Origin of the sequence: Asanoa sp. NPDC049573 (assembly GCF_040676615.1) — a bacterium.
Taxonomy (GTDB): Bacteria; Actinomycetota; Actinomycetes; order Mycobacteriales; family Micromonosporaceae; genus Asanoa.
The window spans coordinates 63,533-82,592 of the sequence record NZ_JBFAPI010000018.1 but is presented as its reverse complement, the minus strand read 5'-3'; the positions used below and the strand labels follow the sequence as shown (position 1 = coordinate 82,592).

The following is a 19,060-nucleotide window of genomic DNA, read 5'->3' as shown; positions in this document are numbered from 1 at the left end:
AGGGTAGTGCGATTAGTTTTCGCCGCATGGGCAATGACTTCAACTTCTTCGTAGGCACGTGGACCTCGGTGCAGCGCCGGCTGCGGGGTGGCCCCCTGGCCGGCAACACCGACTGGTATGCGTTCGAGGGCGTCACCCGGTGCTGGAGCGTGTTCGACGGCGCCGGCAACATCGACGAGGTGACCTTCCCGTCGCAGGGGTTCTCCGGGGTGACCCTGCGCCTTTACGACGCGGCGACCGACGAGTGGTCGCTCTACTGGGCGAGCACCCGGTCCGGCATCTCGCTGCCTCCGGTGGTCGGCCGCTTCGACGACGCCGGGGTCGGCGTGTTCACCGCGGAGGAGGAGTTCGAGGGGCGGCCGATCACGGTGCGGTTCCGCTGGTCCGACATCACGGCCGACTCGGCGCGATGGGAGCAGGCGTTCTCGGTCGACAAGGGCGAGACGTGGGAGACCAACTGGACGGCCGAGTTCACCCGCACGAGCTGAATTGTCAGACCCCGCTGCCAGACTGCGCGGCATGACCAACCCGACCGCGACCGCACTCGCATACTGGGCCGCCGCCGAGGCCCGCGACTGGGCCGCCTTCGGCGCGCTGCTCGCCGACGACGTCGTCTACGAGTTGCCGCAGACCCGCGAACGCATCCGCGGCAAGGCAGCCTATCTCCAGTTCAATGTGGAATATCCGGGTGACTGGCACCTGACCGTGCACCGCGTCGTCGGCGAGCATCGGCACGCCGCGACCTGGTGCCACTTCACCACCGACGGCGAGCCGGCCGAGGCGCTCAGCTTCTTCGACCTCGACGAGGCCGGGCTGATCGCCTCGATCACCGACTTCTGGCCCGAGGCCTACGAGCCGCCGCCCGGCCGTGAACACCTCGTGGAGCGCTATTGAGGTGATCTATACCTGCCGGTTTACACGGCATTGATCGAAGACGATGATTCCTGGAATGGGAGAAAACCGGGAAAGCCAGGAGCGACCCACGGCCACCCGCCGGGCGTTCCTGTCCGCATCCGCTGTCACGGCGGCCGCGGCTGTTCCGCTGACGGGCGCGCGACCCGCGCAGGCCAACGGCGGGTGGAGCGACCCGCCGGTCGCCGGTCCGGGCCGGCGGCCGCGCGCACAACGGCCGGGTCCGGCGTTGCGCCGGGCGCTCGGTGAGGTCGACGCCGACCGCATCGAGGCCGACGTGCGCCGGCTGGTCGCGTTCGGCACCCGACACACGCTGTCCACCCAGACCGATCCGGTGCGCGGCATCGGCGCGGCCCGCGACTGGCTGTTCGACCAGTTCACCGGCATCGCCGCCGGATCCGGCGGCCGGATGACGGTCGAGAAGCAGTCGTTCACCCAACCCGTCTCGCCCCGGGTGCCGACCCCGACCGTGATCACCAACGTGATCGCGACACTGCGCGGCACCGTCACGCCCGAGCGGGTCTACGTGCTGACCGGGCACTACGACTCGCGGATCACCGACGTCATGAACTTCACCGACGACGCGCCCGGTGCCGACGACGACGCGTCCGGTGTCGCGGTGCTGCTCGAACTGGCCCGGGTCCTGGCCGGCCGCCCACTCGAGTCGACGGTCGTGCTGGGCGCCGTCGCGGGCGAGGAGCAGGGGCTCTACGGCTCGATCTACATGGCCCAGCGGATGCTCGAGGCCGGCACCGACGTGCAGGGCATGTTCAGCAACGACATCGTCGGCTCCAGCCGGGCCGACGACGGCACCAGCGAGCCGCGGGTGATCCGCCTGTTCGCCGAGGGCGTGCCCACCTCGGAGACTCCGGCCCAGGCCAACACCCGGCGCTCGGTCGGCGGTGAGAACGACTCGGCGAGCCGGCAGTTGGCCCGCTTCGTCGACTCGGTGGCCGACAACGACGAGACCGGGATGCACGTGCGGGTCGTCTGGCGCCGTGACCGCTACCTGCGGGGTAGCGACCAGATCTCGTTCCTGGAGCGCGGCTACCCGGCAGGGCGGTTCACCGAGCCCAACGAAGACTTCACACACCAGCATCAAGACGTCCGGGTCGAAAACGGCGTGCAGTTCGGCGACCTGCCCGAGTTCTGCGACTTCGCCTTCATCGCCCGGGTCGCCCGGGTCAACCTCGCCACGATCTGGTCACTGGCCCAGGCGCCCGGCACACCCAAGGGCGTCGTCATCGTGACCACCAACCTGACCAACGACACCCAGCTTCGTTGGGCCCGGGGCACCGAGCCCGACCTGGCCGGTTATGAGATCGTCTGGCGCGAGACGCGCGACGACGACTGGACCCACGTCATCGACGTGGGCGATGTCACCGGTGCGACCGTCGACCTCTCGAAGGACAGCGTCTTCTTCGGCGTCCGCGCCTACGACCGCGACGGCAACCGCAGCCCGGTCGCTTTCCCGGTGCCCGGCGTCTGACCCGGCCCCCCGAGCCGCGCCGCCTAGCCGGCGGCGCGGCCGGTGCTCCGCCGCGCTAAATGCGTTGAGTGTGCGGCGAATCCGTCGCAGGCTGGAGGTTCGCCTACCCGGGGATGCGCGCCAATGCCTCTGTTCCGCGACCTCTGGTCGACCTCACCGATCCGGACCACCGTCGTGGCCGTGCTCGTGTTGGTCAATGCCGTCGGCATGGCGCTGGCCGCGGCGCTGTCCGGGCCGGTGCTCGTCGACCACTCGATGACGGCCTTCGTGGCGCTCGCCGCCGCGCTGGTCGCGGCCGTGCTCAGCGACACCGCCACGGGCCTGCTGATGGCCCGGCTCAGCGCCGACTGGACGGCCGACGTGCGGCGCCGGCTGTGCCGGGTCGCGCTCGGCCAGGAGTTGCCGAAGCTCGAGTCAACACCGGTCGGCGAGTTGCTCGACCGGATCGACGGCGACGTCTACCAGATCGGCGGCGACCTGCGCGGCAGCGGCATCCGGGTGGTGCAGTCCGTGGCGCTCGGGTTGGTCTCCGTGATCACCGCGCTGATCGTCTGGTGGCCGGCCGGGGTGGGCATGGTCGTGCTGGCCACGATCCTGGTCTTCTGGCTGGCCAAGCCGACGGGGCGGATCGCGCCGGCCCGGATGGCCGAGGAAGAGGCCTGGTCCGACCTGGCCGCGGTGATGGAAGAGTCGATCCACGGGCAAGACGACGTGCGCACCACGCTGGCCCGCCCCTACGTGCTGCGGCTGTTCGCCAACCGCTCGCGCGAGGTGCTCCGCCTGGCCCGCATCGTCTGGAAGCTCTCGGCGCAGGTCACCACCATGGCCGTCGGCGTGATGCGGGTCGGTGTGGCCATCGCTGTGCTCGGCGGGATCTGGGCGCTGACCACCGGGCGCATCGACGGCGCCCGGCTCACCGCGATCTGGCTGCTCGTCATCGGGTTCGCCGGGCTGGTCGAGCACATGAGCCGGATGGTCCCCGAGTTGCAGAACGCGCTCGGTGCCTGGGGCCGCGTGCTGTTGCTCAAGGCCTCGGCGCAGGAGCCGGTCGGCGGCAGCGCGCCGCCCGACGCCGACATCGAGGTGCGCGGCCTGACCTTCCGCTACCCGGCGGCCGAGGCCGGTGGGCGGCCGGCCGCCCTGACCGATCTCACCCTCTCGTTCGTGCGCGGGCGGTCCTACGCGGTGGTGGGTCGCACCGGTTCGGGCAAGTCGACGCTGGCCAAGGTGCTCACCCGCTCCGTCGACGTGCCCCGCGGCACCGTCTTCCTCGGCGGCACCGACCTGGTCGACATCGACCTCGACGGCCTGCGGCGGTGGGTGGCGATCGTGCCGCAACGCACCGAGATCCTGGCCGGCACGCTCGCCGAGAACGTCGCGCTCTTCGACCCCGAGCTGATCGGCAGGGCCGGGCCCGCGCTCGACGAGCTGGGCCTGGCGTCCTGGGTGGCCGAGCTGCCCGACGGGCTGGAGACCAAGCTGGGCGAGGGCGGCAACATCCTCTCCGCCGGGCAGGAGCAGTTGGTCGCGTTCGCCCGCATCCTGGTCCGCGACCCACACGTGGTAATCCTCGACGAGGCCACCGCGCGGCTCGACCCGGTCACCGAGGGCCGCGTGCAGCAGGCCACCCAGCGGCTGCTCCGTGACCGCATCGGCATCGTGATCGCACACCGGCTCTCCTCGGTGCGGCGCTGCGACGAGGTGGTCGTGCTGGCCGACGGCGCGCTGGTCGAGGCCGGCCCGCTGCAACAGTCAGAGCGGTTCGCGGCCCTGATGGCGCGCAGCCGGGCGGCCACCGCAACTCCCGCCCCGGCGGGCGGCGTCGCCCTGGCAGAAGGTCCCGAAGACGACGACTGGGTGCTCGGCGACGAGCAGCCCGAGGCGGCCGCGGTCCCGCAGGTGGCCGCCATGACCGTGCCGCCGAAGGCCGACCCGCCGCCGCTGACCGAGCCGGCCCGGCCGGGCACGCTCCGCGAGATCCTGCGCCTGATGACCAACGATCCCCGCTTCGGCATCGTCGGGCTGGTCATCTTCTGCTTCATGACGTTGCTCGGCCTCGACGGCTCGGTGCTGCCCTACCTCTTCGCCGACCTGGTCGACGGCACCGGCAGCCTGGTCTGGCCGGCCGTCGGCATCATCGCCGGCCTGCTGGTCTACCTGCCGATGCCCTACGTGACCTCCATCTGGTACCCGGAATGGTGGGTCCGCCAGATGCTCCGGATCAGCCTGCGGCTGCTGCACGGCCAGACCGGCGCGCGCCGGGTCAGCAAGCACACGCCGGCCGAGGTGGTCGCGCAGGCCGGCGACACAGAGCGGGTCGTGCTGCTCGCCGACCACCTGGTCGACCAGGTCATCTGCGTATTCCTGCTGGTCTCGATGACCGTGGTCGCCGGCTCCCTGGTTCCGGCGGCCTTCTTCCTGGCCACCGTGCTGGTCTCCGGCATCGTGGCGACCGCGTTCGGCGGCCGGCTGGAGAAGCTGGCCCGCAGCACCGTCGCTGCCCGGGCCGCCTTCGCGACCGCGCTGGTCTCCTCGCTCTCGGCCGCCCGCACGGTCAAGCTGGCCGGCGCGACCGAGCCGGTGCTGGTCCACCTGGCCCGCCTCGACTCGGTGCGCAGCGACCGGCAGCGGCGCGAGATATCCACCCAGGTGCTGGCCCGGTCGACGCCGTCGATGGTCAGCGGACTGCTGCCGATCGGCGCGTGGGCGCTCTACCTCTTCGGCGGCCTGTCCGGCGGCGCGACCCTGGTCGCGGTCGCCACCCTCGGCGCGGCCCGCTGGTTCGCCTGGACCACCGCGTCGCTGGTCGCGCAGCTTCCCTCGGCCCGGGTCTGGACCCGGCGCACGGCCGCGATGGCCGGCCGCCCCGACTACTCGGCCGAGGTGCCCGGCGTCGACATCTCGCTCGGCATCGCGCCCGCGCCGGTCACCGCGCCGCGCACGCCGCTGCGCGAGCTAGAGCTGCGCGGCTTCACCGCCGTCCACGAAGACGGCACGCTCGGCGTACGCGACGTCGACCTGACCGTCGGGCGGGGCCAGCTCGTGCTGGTGGTCGGTCCGGTCGGCGCCGGCAAGTCGTCGCTGCTGCGGGCGATGGCCGGCATCGTGCACCACACCGGCGCCCTGCGCTGGAACGGCGAGCCCGTCGACGAGCCGGAGGTGTTCCTGCGACCCAACCAGGTCGGCTACGTCGGCCAGTTGCCCCGGGTGCTGTCCGGGACGGTCGCCGAGAACATCCAGCTCGGCCACCAGGTCGACGCCGAGAACGCGGTCACCATCGCACAGCTCTCGCACGACCTCGCGGCGGCCGGCGGTGGTCTCGGCCTGCTGATCGGCCACAAGGGCACCCGCCTGTCCGGCGGCCAGCTCCAGCGGCTCGCGCTTGCTCGGGCGCTGGCGCCGCGCACTGAGTTGCTGATCGCCGACGACGTCTCCTCGGCGCTCGACGTGACCACCGAGCTCGACCTGTGGCGCGCACTGCGGGCGACCGGTGTCACGGTGATCGGCTCGACGTCGAAGCAGGCCGCGCTCGCCCAGGCCGACCACGTGATCGTGCTGGTCGAGGGCACGGTCGCGGCCAGCGGCACCTGGCCCGAGCTGGCGCGGCGGTGGGGTCACCTGGCCGGGTGATGCAACCGGGGGCCGCGCCGGGTGAACGACGTGGGCTATCTTCATGGCCGGCACAAGGCACGGGGGTAAGACCATGGCAGAGCTGAGCACGACCGCTCGCGCCACCCGTGTCATCGCCACCGTCGTCTGCGTCGTCCTGTTGCTCGCCGGTTCCGCTTGGGGGCAGGACGACAAGTTCCCATTCGGACCGTTCAGCATGTACGCGGGCGTCAACGGCCCCAACGAGCCGGCGCCCGACACCCGGGTCGAGGGCACCGACAGCACGGGGCGGGTCATCGTGCTGGCGGAGCGCAACGCGGGTGTCCGGCGGGCCGAGATCGAGGGGCAGGAAGGCGCCTACGTCGCCGATCCCGCGCGGCTGGCCCGCATCGCCGACAGCTACCAGCGGCTCAACCCCGGCGCTCCAGCGCTGGTCAAGGTCGCGCTGATCGTGCGCGAGCACGAGATCCGGCACAGCACCGCGACCGGCCGCTGGTATGACGACGTCCGGGCGGTCTGGGAACGGCCGTCATGAGGGCCTGGCTGTTCGAGGCCGCGCCACGCGGCCGGGTCGCCGCGCTGCGCACCCTGACCTACCTGTTCATCGTCTTCGACCTGCTGGTCTATAGCTCCTGGGTACGCACCCGCGGCGACGTGCCGACCGAGCTCTACCAACCACTGTGGATCGCCCGGGTGCTGCACCTGCCGGCGCCCGGCAGCATCCTGGTCAGCGTCGTCTTCTGGGCCCTGCTGTTGCTCGCGCCACTGGCCGCGACGGGCCGCTTCCCGCGGCTGCTGGGCTGGCTCGTCTGCGCTTTCTACCTGGAGTGGCTTATCATCGCGATGAGCTACGGCAAGGTCGACCACGACCGGTTCGCCTTCCTGATCGCGCTGGCCGTGTTGCCGACGGTGGGCCGCGCCCGGCACGGCGACCGCGAGCCGAGCGAGGCGGCCGGCTGGGCCCTGCGAATGATCCAGATCGCGGTGGTCGCCACCTATTTCCTGGCGGCCTGGGCAAAGATCCGGTTCGGCGGCTTCGGCTGGATGACCGGTTCGGTGCTGGCACGGGCCTTCATCCGCCGCGGATCGGATTTCGCCGACCTGATCGCCAGCGTCCCCTACCTGATGATCGCGGCCCAGATCGGCATGGTCACCTTCGAGGCACTGAGCCCCCTGGTCTTCGCCCTACGCGGCCGCAACCGCTACGCCGCGATCGCCTTCTTCTACTCGTTCCACATCCTGTCGTTCGCGACGATCTCGATCTCCTTCGCCCCCCACCTCGTCGCCCTGACGTCGTTCCTCCCCTTGGAGCGAGTGCGCCCGATCACCTGGCTCCGCCAGGCAACCACCCGGCGTCAGCCCCTGGATACCCTTGAGCCGGTGGCAGCCGAGCCGGGCGGAGGTTGACCGCATGACCGACACGTTCGTATACGACGGCGACTGCGCGTTCTGCACGATGTGCGCGCGCTTCATCGAACGCCGAATCCGCACCTCCGCGGTCGTCGTCCCCTGGCAGTTCACCGACCTGGACGCGCTGGGCCTGACCCGCGCCCAGGCCGTCGAGGCGGTCCAGTGGGTACCGACAACGGGCGAGACCGCCGCGGGCCCGGTGGCGATCGCCCGCCTGCTCCGCTCCAGCGGCCCGATGTGGCGCGCCGCCGGCCGCCTCCTCGACCTGCCCCCGGTGACCGCCCTGGCCTGGCCGGTCTACCGCTGGGTGGCCCGCAACCGCCACCGGCTACCCGGCGGCACCGCGGCATGCGCCATCCCCGCCGATTCACCCGCCCGCCAACAGCCAACAGCCTGACCCGCCCGCACCGCGACCAGCGCGGCTTCGCGCAGGCCGTGTAGGCGGCGTCTGGCTTGTCAGGTCTGTCTTGTCGCGTACGTGTTTTGGCATGTGGGCACATGCCAAAACATGTCGGCTCGAAAAGCACATCCGGATCCCGGCGGACACGCGCTGCAACGGGCCGCTCTCGTTATTACGGGTTCGTGACAGTCCGGGGATGGTGCCCGGACATGGCGCTGGCACCGTCTGGCGGGTGATCAGCCATCCGACCACCGTGAGCGGCACGGCGGTGGGCAAAGCCGACGTGACGGGCGCGCTCGCCACCGCCGAGGTCGACCTCGACGCGATTGCCGCCAACGTCCGCTCGGTTGCCGCCGCCGCTGGCACCGATCTCATGGCCGTCGTGAAAGCCGACGGTTTCGGGCACGGTGCCGTGCCGGTCGCGCGGGCCGCGCTCGCCGCCGGTGCGACCTGGCTCGGTGTCACGTCCTCGGCCGAGGCGTTGGCCCTGCGGGCCGGCGGCATCAGCGCGCCGGTGTTGAGTTGGCTGCATCGGGCGGACGAGGACTTCGGGCCGATCCTCGCGGCCGGGGTTGACGTCGGGATCTCGACGGTGACGCATCTGCGCGCGGTCGCCGCGGCGGCCGCGCGCCGCAGGCAGCCGGCGATGGTGCAGCTCAAGGTCGATACCGGGCTGTCCCGCAACGGGGCTCGGGGGAGTGACTGGGCCGACCTGGTCGGGCTGGCGCGGGCCTACGAGTCGGCCGGCACGGTGCGGGTGCGCGGTGTCTGGTCGCACCTCGCCGACGCCGACCGGCCGCACGCGCCGCTCGTCCGGCGTCAGGTCGCCGCCTTCCGCGCCGCCGTGCGGGTTGCCCGCGGCGCGGGGCTCGACCCGGTCCTGCTGCACCTCGCCAACTCGGCCGCCGCGCTCACCCAGCCCACCACCCGGTTCGACATCTGCCGGATCGGGCTCGCCCTCTACGGTGTCGATCCCGTCGGCGGCCTGCGGACCGGCCTGCGGCCGGCGATGACGCTGCGGTCCAGCGTCGTCAACCTGAAGCGGGTGCCGGGCGGGACCGCGGTCTCCTACGGCGGCGAGTACGTCACCGCCGCGAGCACCACGCTCGCCCTGGTGCCGGTCGGCTTCGCCGATGGGCTGCCGCGGTCGGTTCAGGGGCGGGCCGAAGTCTGGGTGGGCGGGGCGCGCTGCCCCGTCGTCGGGCGGATCGCGATGGATCAGTGCGTGGTCGACGTCGGCGACCGGCCGGTGCGGCTGGGTGACCCGGTCACCCTGTTCGGGCCGGGGCCCGACGAGCCGGGCGTCGCCGACTGGGCGCGGTGGGCCGGTACGAATCCCAACGAGGTGTTGACCGGCATCGGGGCGCGGGTGGCGCGGCGATACCGAGGGGCGGCGGCATGAGGATCGCGGTGCTCTTCGGCGGGCGCAGTGGTGAGCACGAGGTGTCCCGCAAGTCGGCGGCCAGCATTCTCGCCCACCTCGGGCCGGCCTATCAGGTCACCGAGGTGCTGATCGGGCGCGACGGGCAGTGGCACGTCGACGACACCCCGGTGCGGTTCGCCGACGCGCTCGACGTGCTCGCCGGCCAGGACGTCGTCTTTCCGGCCCTGCACGGGCCCTTCGGTGAGGACGGCACCGTCCAGGCCGTGCTCGAATGGCTCGGCGTCCCGTACGTCGGCAACGGGGTGTTGGCCAGCGCCGCCGGCATGGACAAGGCGGTCACCAAGACGTTGCTCGCCGCCGACGGGTTGCGGGTCGCCGGCGGGGTCACGTTGCGCGCGGGGGAGCACCCGACGCCGGTCGACCAGGAGCGGCTCGGCCTGCCGGTCTTCGTCAAGCCCGCCCGGGCCGGGTCGAGCCTGGGCGTATCACGGGTCGACGCGTGGTGGCAGCTTCCCGAGGCGTTGTCGGTCGCCCGGATGTTCGACGGCAAGGTGCTGATCGAGCCCGCCATCCGCGGTCGCGAGGTCGACGTCGCGGTCCTCGAATACCCGGACGGGCGGGTCGAGGCCGGGCCGCCGCTGGAGATCACCGTGAGCGGCGAGGGTTTCTTCGACTACGACGCCAAGTACGCCGGCGGCGCGCGGTTCCAGATCCCCGCGGACCTGCCGGCCCGCACCACCGAGGTGCTGCGGGACCGGGCGATCCGGGCGTTTCACGCGCTCGGCTGCCGCGGCCTGATCCGGGTCGACTTCTTCCTGCCGGACACGGCGCCGGGCAGTGAACCCGTGGTCAACGAGGTCAACACCTTCCCGGGGTTCACCAGCGCCTCGCAGTATCCGCGGATCTGGCAGCGGGCCGGGATCGAGTTCCCCGAGCTGCTCGACATTCTGATCGCCGGCGCCGTCAGGACAGGGGCGGGCAGGTCAACGGTCCCCGGCGGGTCCCGCTGCTGACCAGCGTCACCGGGCCGCTGCCGGCCATCGCCTGCACGGTGCAGACGATCTGGTTGACCGCGAGCACCGAGAGGCCGTCGACGTCGGCGGCGAGCGCGACGGTCGTGCCGGTGCCCTCGGAGGTCAGCTTCACCGGTGCGATCCCGGCGGGCACCTCGCTGGTGAAGCCGGCCGCCCGCTCGGCCGCGTTCGGCCCGGCGGCGAGCAGATCCACGATTTCGGACGGCTGCTGTAGCGGCTTGAGCCCCCGCGCGACCAGCGCCGGCCGGCCGTCCGCGATCAGGTAGAGCCGGAGGCCGCTGATCGTGTTGGCCGGTGCCGGGCCGCCGGTGATCACCCCGCTGGGTCGCACACCACAACCGGCCAGCAGCGTGGCCAACAAAGCACCAACGGCCAGCAGTCGACGGTTCACGAGACACCATCCTGGGGCAGGACCAGCGTGAAGACCGCACCGTGCGGCTCCCGGTTGCCGGCGACCAGCGTGCCGCCGTGCAGTTTGGCGTTCTCCAGCGCGATGGCCAGCCCCAGGCCGGCGCCGTCGGACCGGGAGCGGGCGCTGTCGGCCTTGTAGAAACGGTCGAAGACATGGTCGAGCACCGTGGGCGCGAGGCCGGGGCCGTGGTCGGCCACCGTCACCACCACCCAGCCGTTGGTGGCGCGCAACTCGACGGTCACCGGGGGAGCGCCGTGCCGCAGCGCGTTGCCGACCATGTTGGCCAGCACGACGTCGAGCCGGCGCGGATCCAGCCGGGCCGTCACCCCGTCGGGCAGGTCGGTGCTCACCCGGTCGGTCCAGCCGCGGGAGCGCAGGGTGGCCCGCACGGCGGCGGCGATGTCGAGGTCGTCGACGGTCAACGCCGCCGTGCCCGCGTCGAACCGGCTGATCTCGATCAGGTCCTCGACGAGCTGGGCCAGATTCTGCGTCTCCTGGCTGACCAACCGCGCGGCCTTGCCGGCGTCGCCGGGCAGCTTCGCGGACTCCTCGTCGAGCACGTCGGTCACCGCCGTCATCGCGGCCAACGGGGTACGCAGCTCGTGCGAGACGTCGGCCACGAACCGCCGGGCATCGGCTTCCATCCGGCGCAGTTCACCCACCTGCCGCTCCAGCCGTTCGGCCGTCTGGTTGAAGATCTGCGCGACGCCGGCCAGTTCGTCGCCACCGCGCACCGTCGCCCGGCTCTGCAGGTCGCCCTCGCCCAGCCGGCGGGCGGCCCGACCCAACTCGCTCACCGGCCGCAGCACGCCGCGGGCGGCGAGCAGGGCGAGCAGCACCGCCAGCACCAGCGACGCGGCACCGGTCGACCAGGCCAGCGCGGCCAGTTGATCGATGCTGTGCTGTTCCTCGGCGAGCGGGTGGGCGCGGTAGATCTCGATCCCGGTCGGCTCGGTGCCGCCGTCCCGCTTGTCGGCCATCAGCTCCGTGCCGATGGCCAGCACCGGCACGCCGTCGACCGAGATCCGCTGCCAGACCACCCGGCCCTCGGTCACCGCCCGGTGCAACTGCGGCGGCACGTCGACGGCCGCGAGCCCGTCGCCGGCGGACAGGTTGCCGTAGCGCACCAGCGCCGGGTCGGGGCCCTCGGAGACGGCGCTGGCGATCGACTCGAGCTCGGCCTGGCTCGGCGGCAGCTCGCGGACCGGTGCCAGCCGGCTCACCTCGTCGACCAGCGAGACCACCGCGGCGTCCTGGGCCTTCTGCAGGATGACCGTGCGGGCCTGCCAGTAGCTGACGCCGGCGACCAGCGCGGTGGTGCTCAGGCCGAGCACCGCGAACGCGAGCAGCAACCGCCCCCGCAACCCGAGCGCCCAACCCGTCACCGCGGTACCAACGGCCCGAACCTGTAGCCGAAGCCGCGCACCGTCTGCACGTACACCGGCGTGGTGGTGTCTTTTTCGATCTTGGCCCGGAGCCGCTGGACGCACGCGTCGACCAGTCGCGAGTCGCCCAGGTAACCCTGGTCCCAGACCGCCTCGAGAAGCTGCTGGCGGCTGAGCACCCGGCCGGGGGTGGCCGAGAGTTCGAGCAGCAGCCGCAACTCGGTCGGCGCCAGGCTGACCGGCTCGCCGTCTTTGCGCACGACCAGGGCGGCCCGGTCGATGGTCAGGTCGCCGTGCCGTTCCTCGGCCGTGGATTCCGAGGCGGCGCGCCCGTTGCTGCGCCGGAGTACCGCGCGGATCCGGGCCTCGAGCACCCGGGCCTGCACCGGCTTGACCACGTAGTCGTCGGCGCCCGCTTCCAGGCCGGCGACCACGTCCATGTCGTCGTCGCGAGCGGTCAGCATGATGATCGGCAGGTCCTGGCTCGCCCGGATCCGGCGACAGACCTCGAACCCGTCCATACCGGGCAACATCAGATCGAGTACGACGACGTCGGCGGACGCGGACGAGAGGTGAGCCAGCCCCCGCTCGCCGCTGTCGAAGGCGTCGACCGAGTGCCCCTGTCGCGTGAGCGCGATCCGCAGACCCTCCCGCACCGTGTGATGGTCTTCGATCAAGAGCACCCGGGACATGGAACAACTATCGCATTACGCGCCAAGGCGACTCGCGGGGATCTTCGCCGTTTGCCCACGCCAGGGGGCTACCAACGCGTAGCGTGACCTGGCGATGACCGAGATCTTGGCGCAGGATTACCTGCTCGAAGCGCGCCAGATGCAGGCGCTCTCGTTCGTGGTGCACATCCCGCTGGTCTGCATCGGCATCGCGTTTCCGGCGCTGGTGCTCTTCGTCGAGTGGCGATACCTGCGCACCGGCGACGAGCTCTACCGCACCCTGGCCCGGCGCTGGTCGAAGGTCCTGGTCGCGCTGTTCGCGGCCGGGGTCGTGACCGGCACCATTCTCAGCTTCGAACTCGGCCTGCTCTGGCCGAACTTCACCGCGACCTTCGGCGGCGTCTTCGGCCTGGGTTTCGCGATCGAGGGCTTCTCGTTCTTCCTGGAAGCGATCTTCATCGGGATTTACGTGTACGGGTGGAACCGGCTCTCGCCCCGCGCCCATTTCCTTTCCGGCTTGCCGATCGCGGTCGCCGGTGTGATCGGCTCGTTCATGGTGATCTCGGTCAACGGCTGGATGAACCACCCGGGTCACTTCACGTTCGAGAACGGCCGGGTGATCTCGTCGAACTCGGCCAAGGCCCTGTTCGCCAACTCGTTCTTCTGGCACGAGTTCATCCATATGTACGTCGCCGGGTTCATCGTCACCGGTTTCCTCGTCGCCGCGTCGTACGCGGTCTACGCGCTGCGCGGACGATGGGGCCGCTACGAGCGGACCGCGTTCACCGTGCCGATGACCGCCGCCGCGGTCGCCGCGCCCGTGCAGATCCTGGTCGGTGACTGGGCCGCCCGCGAGGTGGCGAAGAACCAGCCGATCAAGCTGGCCGCGATGGAGGGGCTGGGCCAGACCACCAAGGGCGCGGCGCTGCACATCCTCGGCTGGTATCAGAACGGCGATGTGATCTGGGGTCTGGGCATACCCAAGTTGCTGTCGCTGCTGGCGTTCCACAACATCAACGCGACCGTGCTGGGGCTCGACACCGTGCCGCTGGCAGACCAGCCGCCGGTCAACGTGGTCCGCTACTCGTTCCAGAGCATGGTCTTCGCGGGCACCTTCATGGCCCTGGTGGCCGCGTTCTTCCTGTTCTTCCGCTGGTGGCGGCACCGGCTGCCGGGCAGCCCCTGGTTCTACCGCGCGGTGGTGCTGTGCGCACCGCTCTCGATCGTCGCGCTGCTCGCCGGCTGGATCACCACCGAGGTCGGCCGGCAACCCTGGGTGGTGTACGGATACATGCGCACCGCGGACGCGGTCACCGGCGCCTCCGGCATTCCGGTCGGCTACGGCGCGCTCGCCGCGGTCTATCTCGCGCTGGTCATCGCGGTCGGCTGGATCCTGGTGAGGCTGGCCCGCTCGCCGATGCCGCCCACACCCGAAGACACGGACGCCGTGCATCCGCTCAGTCGCACCGAGTAGCGCAATGGCCCTGCAGATCATCCCCGCCGCCGTCGTCGTGATCGGCCTGATCCTCTACACCCTGCTGGCCGGAGCCGACTTCGGCGCCGGGGTGTGGCAGCTCTCGGCGGGCGGTGGCGCCCACGCCCGGGCGATCCGCGACCACGCGCACCACGCGAACGCGCCGGTCTGGGAGGCCAACCACGTCTGGCTGATCCTGGTCATCACGGTGCTCTGGACGGCGTACCCGCAAGTGTTCGGGGCGATCTTCTCGACGCTGGCCATTCCGATCTTCCTGGCAGCGCTGGGCATCATCCTGCGCGGGATGTCCTACGCGTTGCAGAACGCGGCCAACGAGCGGCAGCGGCGCTACATCGACCTGTCGTTCGCGGCCGCTTCGATCATGACGCCATACATGCTCGGCACCGTGATCGGCGCGATCGCCAGCGGCCGGGTGCCGCCCGGCAACGCGCTCGGCGCCGAGGTCGGCAGTTGGACCGGCCCGACGTCGATCATCGCCGGGTTCCTGGCCGTGGCCACGGGCGCGTTCCTCGCCGCGGTGTTCCTGGCGGCCGATGCCGAACGCCTGCGCGAACCGTTGCTGGTCGAGTCGTTCCACGGCCGAGCGCTGATCTCCGGGGTGGTGGCCGGCGGGCTCGCGTTGGGTGGGCTGTTCGTGGTGCGCTCCGACGCGCCCCGGCTCTATGACGGGCTGACCTCGGGCTGGGGGCTGGTCCCGGTGGTGGTCAGCGGCGTCGCCGGCCTCGTCGCGATGGGCCTGGTGGTGCTGCGCCGGTTCACCGCCGCCCGGGTGAGCGCGGCGCTGGCGGTGGCCGCGGTCATCATCGGCTGGGCGGTGGCGCAACGGCCCTACCTGCTGCCGACGACGCTGACGGTCGAGGCAGCGGCGGCGTCGGACACCACGCTGATCGCGCTGATCGTCTCGCTCGCGGTCGGCGCGGTGGTGCTCTTCCCGAGCCTCGTGCTGCTGTTCCGGCTCACCCTGGCCGGCCGCTTCGACCCGACCTCGCAGGGGCCGCCGTCGGCCACCGCCGGCGCGGTGTCGCGCGAGCGGCGCAAGCACGCGGCGCAGACCGGGATCGGGTTCTTCATCGCCGGGTTCGTGCTGCTCACCATCGCCGAGCCGACTGTGGCGCACATCTTTGGTCTCATTTTCCTGGGAATCGCGATGCTGGTCGGTTTCCGCGCGGTCGGCCCGGTGGAGTTGGCGCAACGGCCGGCGCCGGAGGTATCCGGCCGTTCGCTGCGCGAGATACTGCGCCGTCCCCGCTAACACTTCGGATATTTCCGACTTAAGTGGTCTGTGCCTGGGGCGGAAGTCCGACGCCCGCGCGAGGATACGCAGGTCAGAGGCTTGTACGCTGCCCGTCATGGACATCGGCAAGGAGACCCACGAGTACGAGTTCGCTCCGCTCACGGGCGACCCGTTCGCGCCCCCCGTCGAGCCCGCCATCCCCGCTCCGGTCGAGCCGGCGCCAGTCAAGGAGCCGGCAACCACGTGACCCGCTCGCCCTTCCAGGACCAGTTCAGCTCCGACCGGCCGGCGACCCTGGTGGCCGGCACCGTGCGCGGCTACCGGCAGTGGGAGGTCACGCTCGACATGAAGCTCAAGTCGGTGACCCAGAACCACGTCTGGCACTCGCCGATGCGCGCGATCTGTCGGGACCCCGCCACCGATCACGCGGCACCGCACAGCGACTGCGCGTGCGGCATCTACGCCTGCCACCGGCCCGACGACGAGCAACTGGCGGAGTCGTCGGTGCTGCACCCCGGGTGCGTGGTGACCGGCGTGGTCGAGGCGTGGGGCCGGGTCGAGATGGGCGAGCGCGGCTTCCGGGCGCAATATTCGGAGATCAAGGCGCTCGAGTACGCGATGCCCACCCAGGCCAACCTCGTGAAGGCACTGGGCGAGTCGCGCTACATCTTCGACGAACGGCGGCGCACCGAGTTGCCCGACGGCCGCGTAGTGAAGACCGTCGAGTTGGTCCTCTACCTCGGACACCCGCGCAAGTGGCAGCAGACCCTCGCCGACCGGTTCCCGTCGGCCCGGATCTTCCCGGACCGCGCGTCGATGGTCGCCGCGTACCCGCCGGTCGACGTTTCCGGCCTCCTGGCCCGCTAGCTCTGGATCTCGGCCCGCCGGCGTTCCAGGAAGCGGCGCTCGGCGGCGTTCGCGGTCCGCGCGATCGCCTCGGTGTAGGCCCGTGCCGCCTCATCGTCGGCGCCCACCCGGCGCAGCAGGTCGGCGCGGACCGAGTGGTAGAGGTGGTAGCGGTCGAGCGTGAGCGTGGCCACGATCGCCAGGGCGGCCTCGGCGCCCTCGACCTCGGCGACCGCGACCGCGCGGTGCAACTCGGTGACCGGGCTCGGCGCGATCGCCAGCAACTGGTCGTATAGCGCCACGATCTGCCGCCAGTCGGTGGCGCCCGGGTCGGTGTGCACGGCGCTGATCGCGGCCTGGATCTGATAGGGCCCGGGCCGGTTGCGGGCCAGGCAGCCCCGCACGATCGCCCGTCCCTCGGCCACCAGCGCGGCGTCCCAGCGGCTCCGGTCCTGGTCGGCCAGCAGCACCAGATCACCCTCCGCCGTGGTGCGGGCCGCCCGGCGGGCGTCGGTCAGCAGCATCAGCGCCAGCAGGCCGGCCACCTCGGGCTCGTCGGGCAGCAGCGACGAGAGAAGCCGGGCCAGCCGGATCGCCTCGGCGCTGAGCGGTTCCCGCGTCAACTCGTCGCCGGACGTCGCGGTGTAGCCCTCGTTGAAGATCAGGTAGAGCACCGTGAGCACCGAGCGCAGTCGCTCGGGCAGCTCGGCCGCGGCCGGCACGCGGTAGGGGATGCCGGCGTCACGGATCTTGCCCTTGGCCCGGACCAGTCGCTGCGCCATCGTCGGCTCCTCGACCAGGAACGCCCGCGCGATCTCGGCGGTGGTCAGCCCGCCCAGCAGCCGCAGCGTCAGCGCCACCCGGGCCGGCAGCGCCAGGGCGGGGTGGCAGCAGGTGAAGATCAGCCGTAGCCGATCGTCGCCGACCGGATCCGGCTCCGCCGGCTCCAGGGTCGGGAACAGCAGCGCGGCCTCGGCGTAGCGGGATTCCCGGGTCGCCTCGCGGCGGGCGTGGTCGATACCGCGATTGCGTGCGGTGGTGATGATCCAGCCGGCCGGGCTGGGCGGCAGGCCGGTCTCCGGCCAGCGGCGTACGGCCGTGGTGAACGCGTCCTGGACCGCGTCCTCGGCGGCGTCGATGTCACCGAAGACGCGGACCAGAACCGCGACCGCACGGCCGTACTCGGCCCGGAAGATCTGCTCGATCTCCGCGGCTCGCACCGCTGTCACTCCAGATGGCCCCCCGGTTCCCGGAACGGACGGACCTCGATCGGCAGCCGGGTGGCCCGGGCATACCGGCGGCCCCAGTCCAGCGCCTCGTCGAGGTCGGCGGCCGCCACGATGGCCAGTCCGCCGACGTGTTCCTTGCCCTCGACGTAGGGTCCGTCGGTGATCACCAGTTCGTCGCCGTCGTGGCGGACGACGGTCGCGGTGCTCGGCGGGTGCAGGCCACCCACGAAGACCCAGGCACCGGCCGCGCGCATCTCCTCGTCGACGGCCTTGACGTCTCTGGCGATCGGCTCGAGCCGGTCGGGCGGCAGCGGGGTGCCGTCGCCGGGCTGCTGCACGCTGAGCAGGTAGTACCTCATCCGGAATGCCTCCGATCCGTGGTCAATACCTACACGAACGCGGGCGCGGCGGATCGACACCCGGTGCGAGAATCTCCACCATGATCGAGTTTTCGCTGCCCAACCCGAACGGCTACAGCCAGGTCGCTAGTCTGCCCGCCGGGAGCCGCCTGGTGTGGACCAGCGGCCAGGTGCCGGTCGACGGGGCCGGGTCGGTGGTCGAGGGCGACTGGGCGGCGCAGACCCGGCAGGTCATGCGCAACGTCGGCGCGGCGCTCGAGGCCGGCGGTGCGACCTGGGCCGACGTCTTCAAGCTGACGATCTACGTCACCGACACGGCCGAACTGGCGACCGTCCGCGCCGTCCGCGACGAGTTCGTCGACCTGTCAAGGCCGCCGACCAGTTCGCTGGTGCGGGTGGCCGGGCTGGTCCGACCGGAGTTCCTGATCGAGATCGAGGCCGTCGCGGCGGTGGCCGGCTAAGAGGCGACCGGAGCCGGCTTCTGGGTGCGGCGGGTCGTCGCCACCGCGCGGTAGAGCAGCACGATGCCGACGATCTGGGCCAGGTGGTAGATCGAGTCGTTGTCCAGGTTGACGAAGCCGGTGACGTCGTCGGACAGCACTTTCGTGCCCGCCGCGGCGGCGCTGGCCACGATCGCGATGAGCACCGGCAGCCCCAGCGGGTGCCGGTGTCGGGCCGCCCAGGCCCAGAGGCCGATGATGAACGCGAAGGTGATCGACTCACAGGCCACCAGCGCGCCGATGCCGGCCCCGGTGGTGATCACCAGACCGAGGTACGCGGCGAGCCCGGCCGCCCGGAGCAACCAGAAGACCCGTCGGTGGCCCGGGCCGAGCACCTCCTCCACCGTGGCGGCGAGCAGGTAGGAGACGCCGAGCACGACCGTGACGCTGATCAACGTCCAGCTCACCGTCGCGACCGCTGGCCACCGGACAAGGAAGCCGTGGTGGACGAAACCGCCCAACGCGGACACCGCGAGCCAGCCCAGGGCGTACTCCCAATAGTGGTGGCTCGACCGCACCCTCCGGCGGTAAAGGGCGATGGCCAGCGCCAGCACGACCAGACCGAGCAACAGGTCGGTCAGGGACTGCGCGGGCTGTGCCAACATCACTCAACGCTACGCGCGACCTACGTGCCGCTGCGCGGACACCTACTGCCCATGTCGACTTCACCTGCTGGTCGAGCGGCCTCGAT

20 protein-coding genes are annotated in these 19,060 nt (G+C 71.5%); 14 read left to right on the top strand and 6 right to left on the bottom strand.

Annotated elements, in window-relative coordinates:
• Positions 1 to 26: 26 nt before the first annotated feature.
• From AB0J74_RS31225 to AB0J74_RS31185, 9 genes are all read left to right on the top strand, one after another.
• Positions 27 to 488, top strand: a complete 462-nt coding sequence (locus AB0J74_RS31225; protein WP_363454311.1) for a hypothetical protein — start codon at positions 27 to 29, stop codon at positions 486 to 488.
• A gap of 31 nt (positions 489 to 519) precedes the next feature.
• Entirely contained in the window at positions 520 to 894 is a 375-nt protein-coding gene (locus tag AB0J74_RS31220; protein ID WP_363454309.1) for a nuclear transport factor 2 family protein, read from the top strand.
• A 55-nt stretch (positions 895 to 949) separates the two neighbouring features.
• The gene (locus AB0J74_RS31215; RefSeq protein ID WP_363454307.1) at positions 950 to 2,401 is read left to right on the top strand and encodes a M28 family metallopeptidase; all 1,452 of its coding nucleotides are present in this window, start codon (positions 950 to 952) and stop codon (positions 2,399 to 2,401) included.
• 123 nt (positions 2,402 to 2,524) lie between these two features.
• Positions 2,525 to 6,031: an ABC transporter ATP-binding protein gene (locus tag AB0J74_RS31210; RefSeq protein WP_363454305.1), complete on the top strand. Its 3,507-nt coding sequence runs from the start codon at positions 2,525 to 2,527 to the stop codon at positions 6,029 to 6,031.
• A gap of 73 nt (positions 6,032 to 6,104) precedes the next feature.
• On the top strand, positions 6,105 to 6,545 hold the full coding sequence (locus AB0J74_RS31205; protein ID WP_363454303.1) for a hypothetical protein: 441 nt from the start codon (positions 6,105 to 6,107) through the stop codon (positions 6,543 to 6,545).
• Positions 6,542 to 7,417 carry an MFS transporter permease gene (locus tag AB0J74_RS31200; RefSeq protein ID WP_363454301.1) on the top strand — a complete coding sequence of 292 codons (876 nt, stop codon included), beginning with the start codon at positions 6,542 to 6,544 and terminating at the stop codon, positions 7,415 to 7,417. Before AB0J74_RS31205 ends, AB0J74_RS31200 begins: the two co-directional genes overlap by 4 nt.
• A gap of 4 nt (positions 7,418 to 7,421) precedes the next feature.
• Positions 7,422 to 7,817, top strand: coding sequence for a DUF393 domain-containing protein (locus AB0J74_RS31195; RefSeq protein ID WP_363454299.1), 396 nt, complete (start codon positions 7,422 to 7,424; stop codon positions 7,815 to 7,817).
• 235 nt (positions 7,818 to 8,052) lie between these two features.
• Positions 8,053 to 9,222: an alanine racemase gene (gene alr / locus AB0J74_RS31190; RefSeq protein ID WP_363454297.1), complete on the top strand. Its 1,170-nt coding sequence runs from the start codon at positions 8,053 to 8,055 to the stop codon at positions 9,220 to 9,222.
• Complete coding sequence (locus AB0J74_RS31185; RefSeq protein ID WP_363454295.1) at positions 9,219 to 10,217, top strand: D-alanine--D-alanine ligase family protein; 999 nt, start codon at positions 9,219 to 9,221, stop codon at positions 10,215 to 10,217. Before alr ends, AB0J74_RS31185 begins: the two co-directional genes overlap by 4 nt.
• On the opposite strand, the gene AB0J74_RS31180 is transcribed toward AB0J74_RS31185, so the two are convergent.
• From AB0J74_RS31180 to AB0J74_RS31170, 3 genes are read right to left on the bottom strand one after another with little or no spacing between them, the layout of a single operon-like run.
• A complete protein-coding gene (locus tag AB0J74_RS31180) occupies positions 10,168 to 10,629 on the bottom strand; it encodes a hypothetical protein (RefSeq protein WP_363454293.1) in 462 nt (153 codons plus the stop codon). The genes AB0J74_RS31185 and AB0J74_RS31180 overlap by 50 nt on opposite strands.
• Positions 10,626 to 12,035: a HAMP domain-containing sensor histidine kinase gene (locus AB0J74_RS31175; RefSeq protein ID WP_363454291.1), complete on the bottom strand. Its 1,410-nt coding sequence runs from the start codon at positions 12,033 to 12,035 to the stop codon at positions 10,626 to 10,628. The genes AB0J74_RS31180 and AB0J74_RS31175 overlap by 4 nt, the downstream gene beginning before the upstream one ends.
• Positions 12,032 to 12,727 (bottom strand): response regulator transcription factor, encoded by a 696-nt coding sequence (locus AB0J74_RS31170; RefSeq protein WP_363454289.1) that lies wholly within the window; start codon positions 12,725 to 12,727, stop codon positions 12,032 to 12,034. The genes AB0J74_RS31175 and AB0J74_RS31170 overlap by 4 nt, the downstream gene beginning before the upstream one ends.
• A gap of 94 nt (positions 12,728 to 12,821) precedes the next feature.
• On the opposite strand from AB0J74_RS31170, the gene AB0J74_RS31165 reads away from it, so the two are divergent.
• From AB0J74_RS31165 to AB0J74_RS31150, 4 genes are all read left to right on the top strand, one after another.
• Entirely contained in the window at positions 12,822 to 14,180 is a 1,359-nt protein-coding gene (locus tag AB0J74_RS31165) for a cytochrome ubiquinol oxidase subunit I (protein WP_363454287.1), read from the top strand.
• Between the two features lie 4 nt (positions 14,181 to 14,184).
• On the top strand, positions 14,185 to 15,453 hold the full coding sequence (locus AB0J74_RS31160; RefSeq protein ID WP_363454285.1) for a cytochrome d ubiquinol oxidase subunit II: 1,269 nt from the start codon (positions 14,185 to 14,187) through the stop codon (positions 15,451 to 15,453).
• A 97-nt stretch (positions 15,454 to 15,550) separates the two neighbouring features.
• The gene (locus AB0J74_RS31155; protein WP_275407654.1) at positions 15,551 to 15,682 is read left to right on the top strand and encodes a hypothetical protein; all 132 of its coding nucleotides are present in this window, start codon (positions 15,551 to 15,553) and stop codon (positions 15,680 to 15,682) included.
• Positions 15,679 to 16,302 carry a hypothetical protein gene (locus tag AB0J74_RS31150; RefSeq protein ID WP_363454283.1) on the top strand — a complete coding sequence of 208 codons (624 nt, stop codon included), beginning with the start codon at positions 15,679 to 15,681 and terminating at the stop codon, positions 16,300 to 16,302. Before AB0J74_RS31155 ends, AB0J74_RS31150 begins: the two co-directional genes overlap by 4 nt.
• On the opposite strand, the gene AB0J74_RS31145 is transcribed toward AB0J74_RS31150, so the two are convergent.
• Both AB0J74_RS31145 and AB0J74_RS31140 read right to left on the bottom strand, forming a co-directional pair.
• Complete coding sequence (locus tag AB0J74_RS31145) at positions 16,299 to 17,510, bottom strand: sigma-70 family RNA polymerase sigma factor (RefSeq protein ID WP_363454281.1); 1,212 nt, start codon at positions 17,508 to 17,510, stop codon at positions 16,299 to 16,301. The genes AB0J74_RS31150 and AB0J74_RS31145 overlap by 4 nt on opposite strands.
• Entirely contained in the window at positions 17,507 to 17,869 is a 363-nt protein-coding gene (locus tag AB0J74_RS31140; protein ID WP_363454279.1) for a YciI family protein, read from the bottom strand. The genes AB0J74_RS31145 and AB0J74_RS31140 overlap by 4 nt, the downstream gene beginning before the upstream one ends.
• Positions 17,870 to 17,949: 80 nt before the next feature.
• On the opposite strand from AB0J74_RS31140, the gene AB0J74_RS31135 reads away from it, so the two are divergent.
• Positions 17,950 to 18,330: a RidA family protein gene (locus tag AB0J74_RS31135; protein ID WP_363454277.1), complete on the top strand. Its 381-nt coding sequence runs from the start codon at positions 17,950 to 17,952 to the stop codon at positions 18,328 to 18,330.
• Here the strand turns inward: AB0J74_RS31135 and AB0J74_RS31130 are convergent.
• Positions 18,327 to 18,974 (bottom strand): hypothetical protein, encoded by a 648-nt coding sequence (locus tag AB0J74_RS31130; protein WP_363454275.1) that lies wholly within the window; start codon positions 18,972 to 18,974, stop codon positions 18,327 to 18,329. The genes AB0J74_RS31135 and AB0J74_RS31130 overlap by 4 nt on opposite strands.
• Between the last annotated feature and the right edge of the window lie 86 nt (positions 18,975 to 19,060).

Coding starts and splice junctions, on each gene's coding strand:
- AB0J74_RS31225 (WP_363454311.1), top strand. CDS start 27: ATGGGCAATGACTTCAACTTCTTCGTAGGCACGTGGACCTCGGTGCAG.
- AB0J74_RS31220 (WP_363454309.1), top strand. CDS start 520: ATGACCAACCCGACCGCGACCGCACTCGCATACTGGGCCGCCGCCGAG.
- AB0J74_RS31215 (WP_363454307.1), top strand. CDS start 950: ATGGGAGAAAACCGGGAAAGCCAGGAGCGACCCACGGCCACCCGCCGG.
- AB0J74_RS31210 (WP_363454305.1), top strand. CDS start 2,525: ATGCCTCTGTTCCGCGACCTCTGGTCGACCTCACCGATCCGGACCACC.
- AB0J74_RS31205 (WP_363454303.1), top strand. CDS start 6,105: ATGGCAGAGCTGAGCACGACCGCTCGCGCCACCCGTGTCATCGCCACC.
- AB0J74_RS31200 (WP_363454301.1), top strand. CDS start 6,542: ATGAGGGCCTGGCTGTTCGAGGCCGCGCCACGCGGCCGGGTCGCCGCG.
- AB0J74_RS31195 (WP_363454299.1), top strand. CDS start 7,422: ATGACCGACACGTTCGTATACGACGGCGACTGCGCGTTCTGCACGATG.
- AB0J74_RS31185 (WP_363454295.1), top strand. CDS start 9,219: ATGAGGATCGCGGTGCTCTTCGGCGGGCGCAGTGGTGAGCACGAGGTG.
- AB0J74_RS31170 (WP_363454289.1), bottom strand. CDS start 12,727: ATGTCCCGGGTGCTCTTGATCGAAGACCATCACACGGTGCGGGAGGGT.
- AB0J74_RS31165 (WP_363454287.1), top strand. CDS start 12,822: ATGACCGAGATCTTGGCGCAGGATTACCTGCTCGAAGCGCGCCAGATG.
- AB0J74_RS31160 (WP_363454285.1), top strand. CDS start 14,185: ATGGCCCTGCAGATCATCCCCGCCGCCGTCGTCGTGATCGGCCTGATC.
- AB0J74_RS31155 (WP_275407654.1), top strand. CDS start 15,551: ATGGACATCGGCAAGGAGACCCACGAGTACGAGTTCGCTCCGCTCACG.
- AB0J74_RS31140 (WP_363454279.1), bottom strand. CDS start 17,869: ATGAGGTACTACCTGCTCAGCGTGCAGCAGCCCGGCGACGGCACCCCG.
- AB0J74_RS31135 (WP_363454277.1), top strand. CDS start 17,950: ATGATCGAGTTTTCGCTGCCCAACCCGAACGGCTACAGCCAGGTCGCT.
- AB0J74_RS31130 (WP_363454275.1), bottom strand. CDS start 18,974: ATGTTGGCACAGCCCGCGCAGTCCCTGACCGACCTGTTGCTCGGTCTG.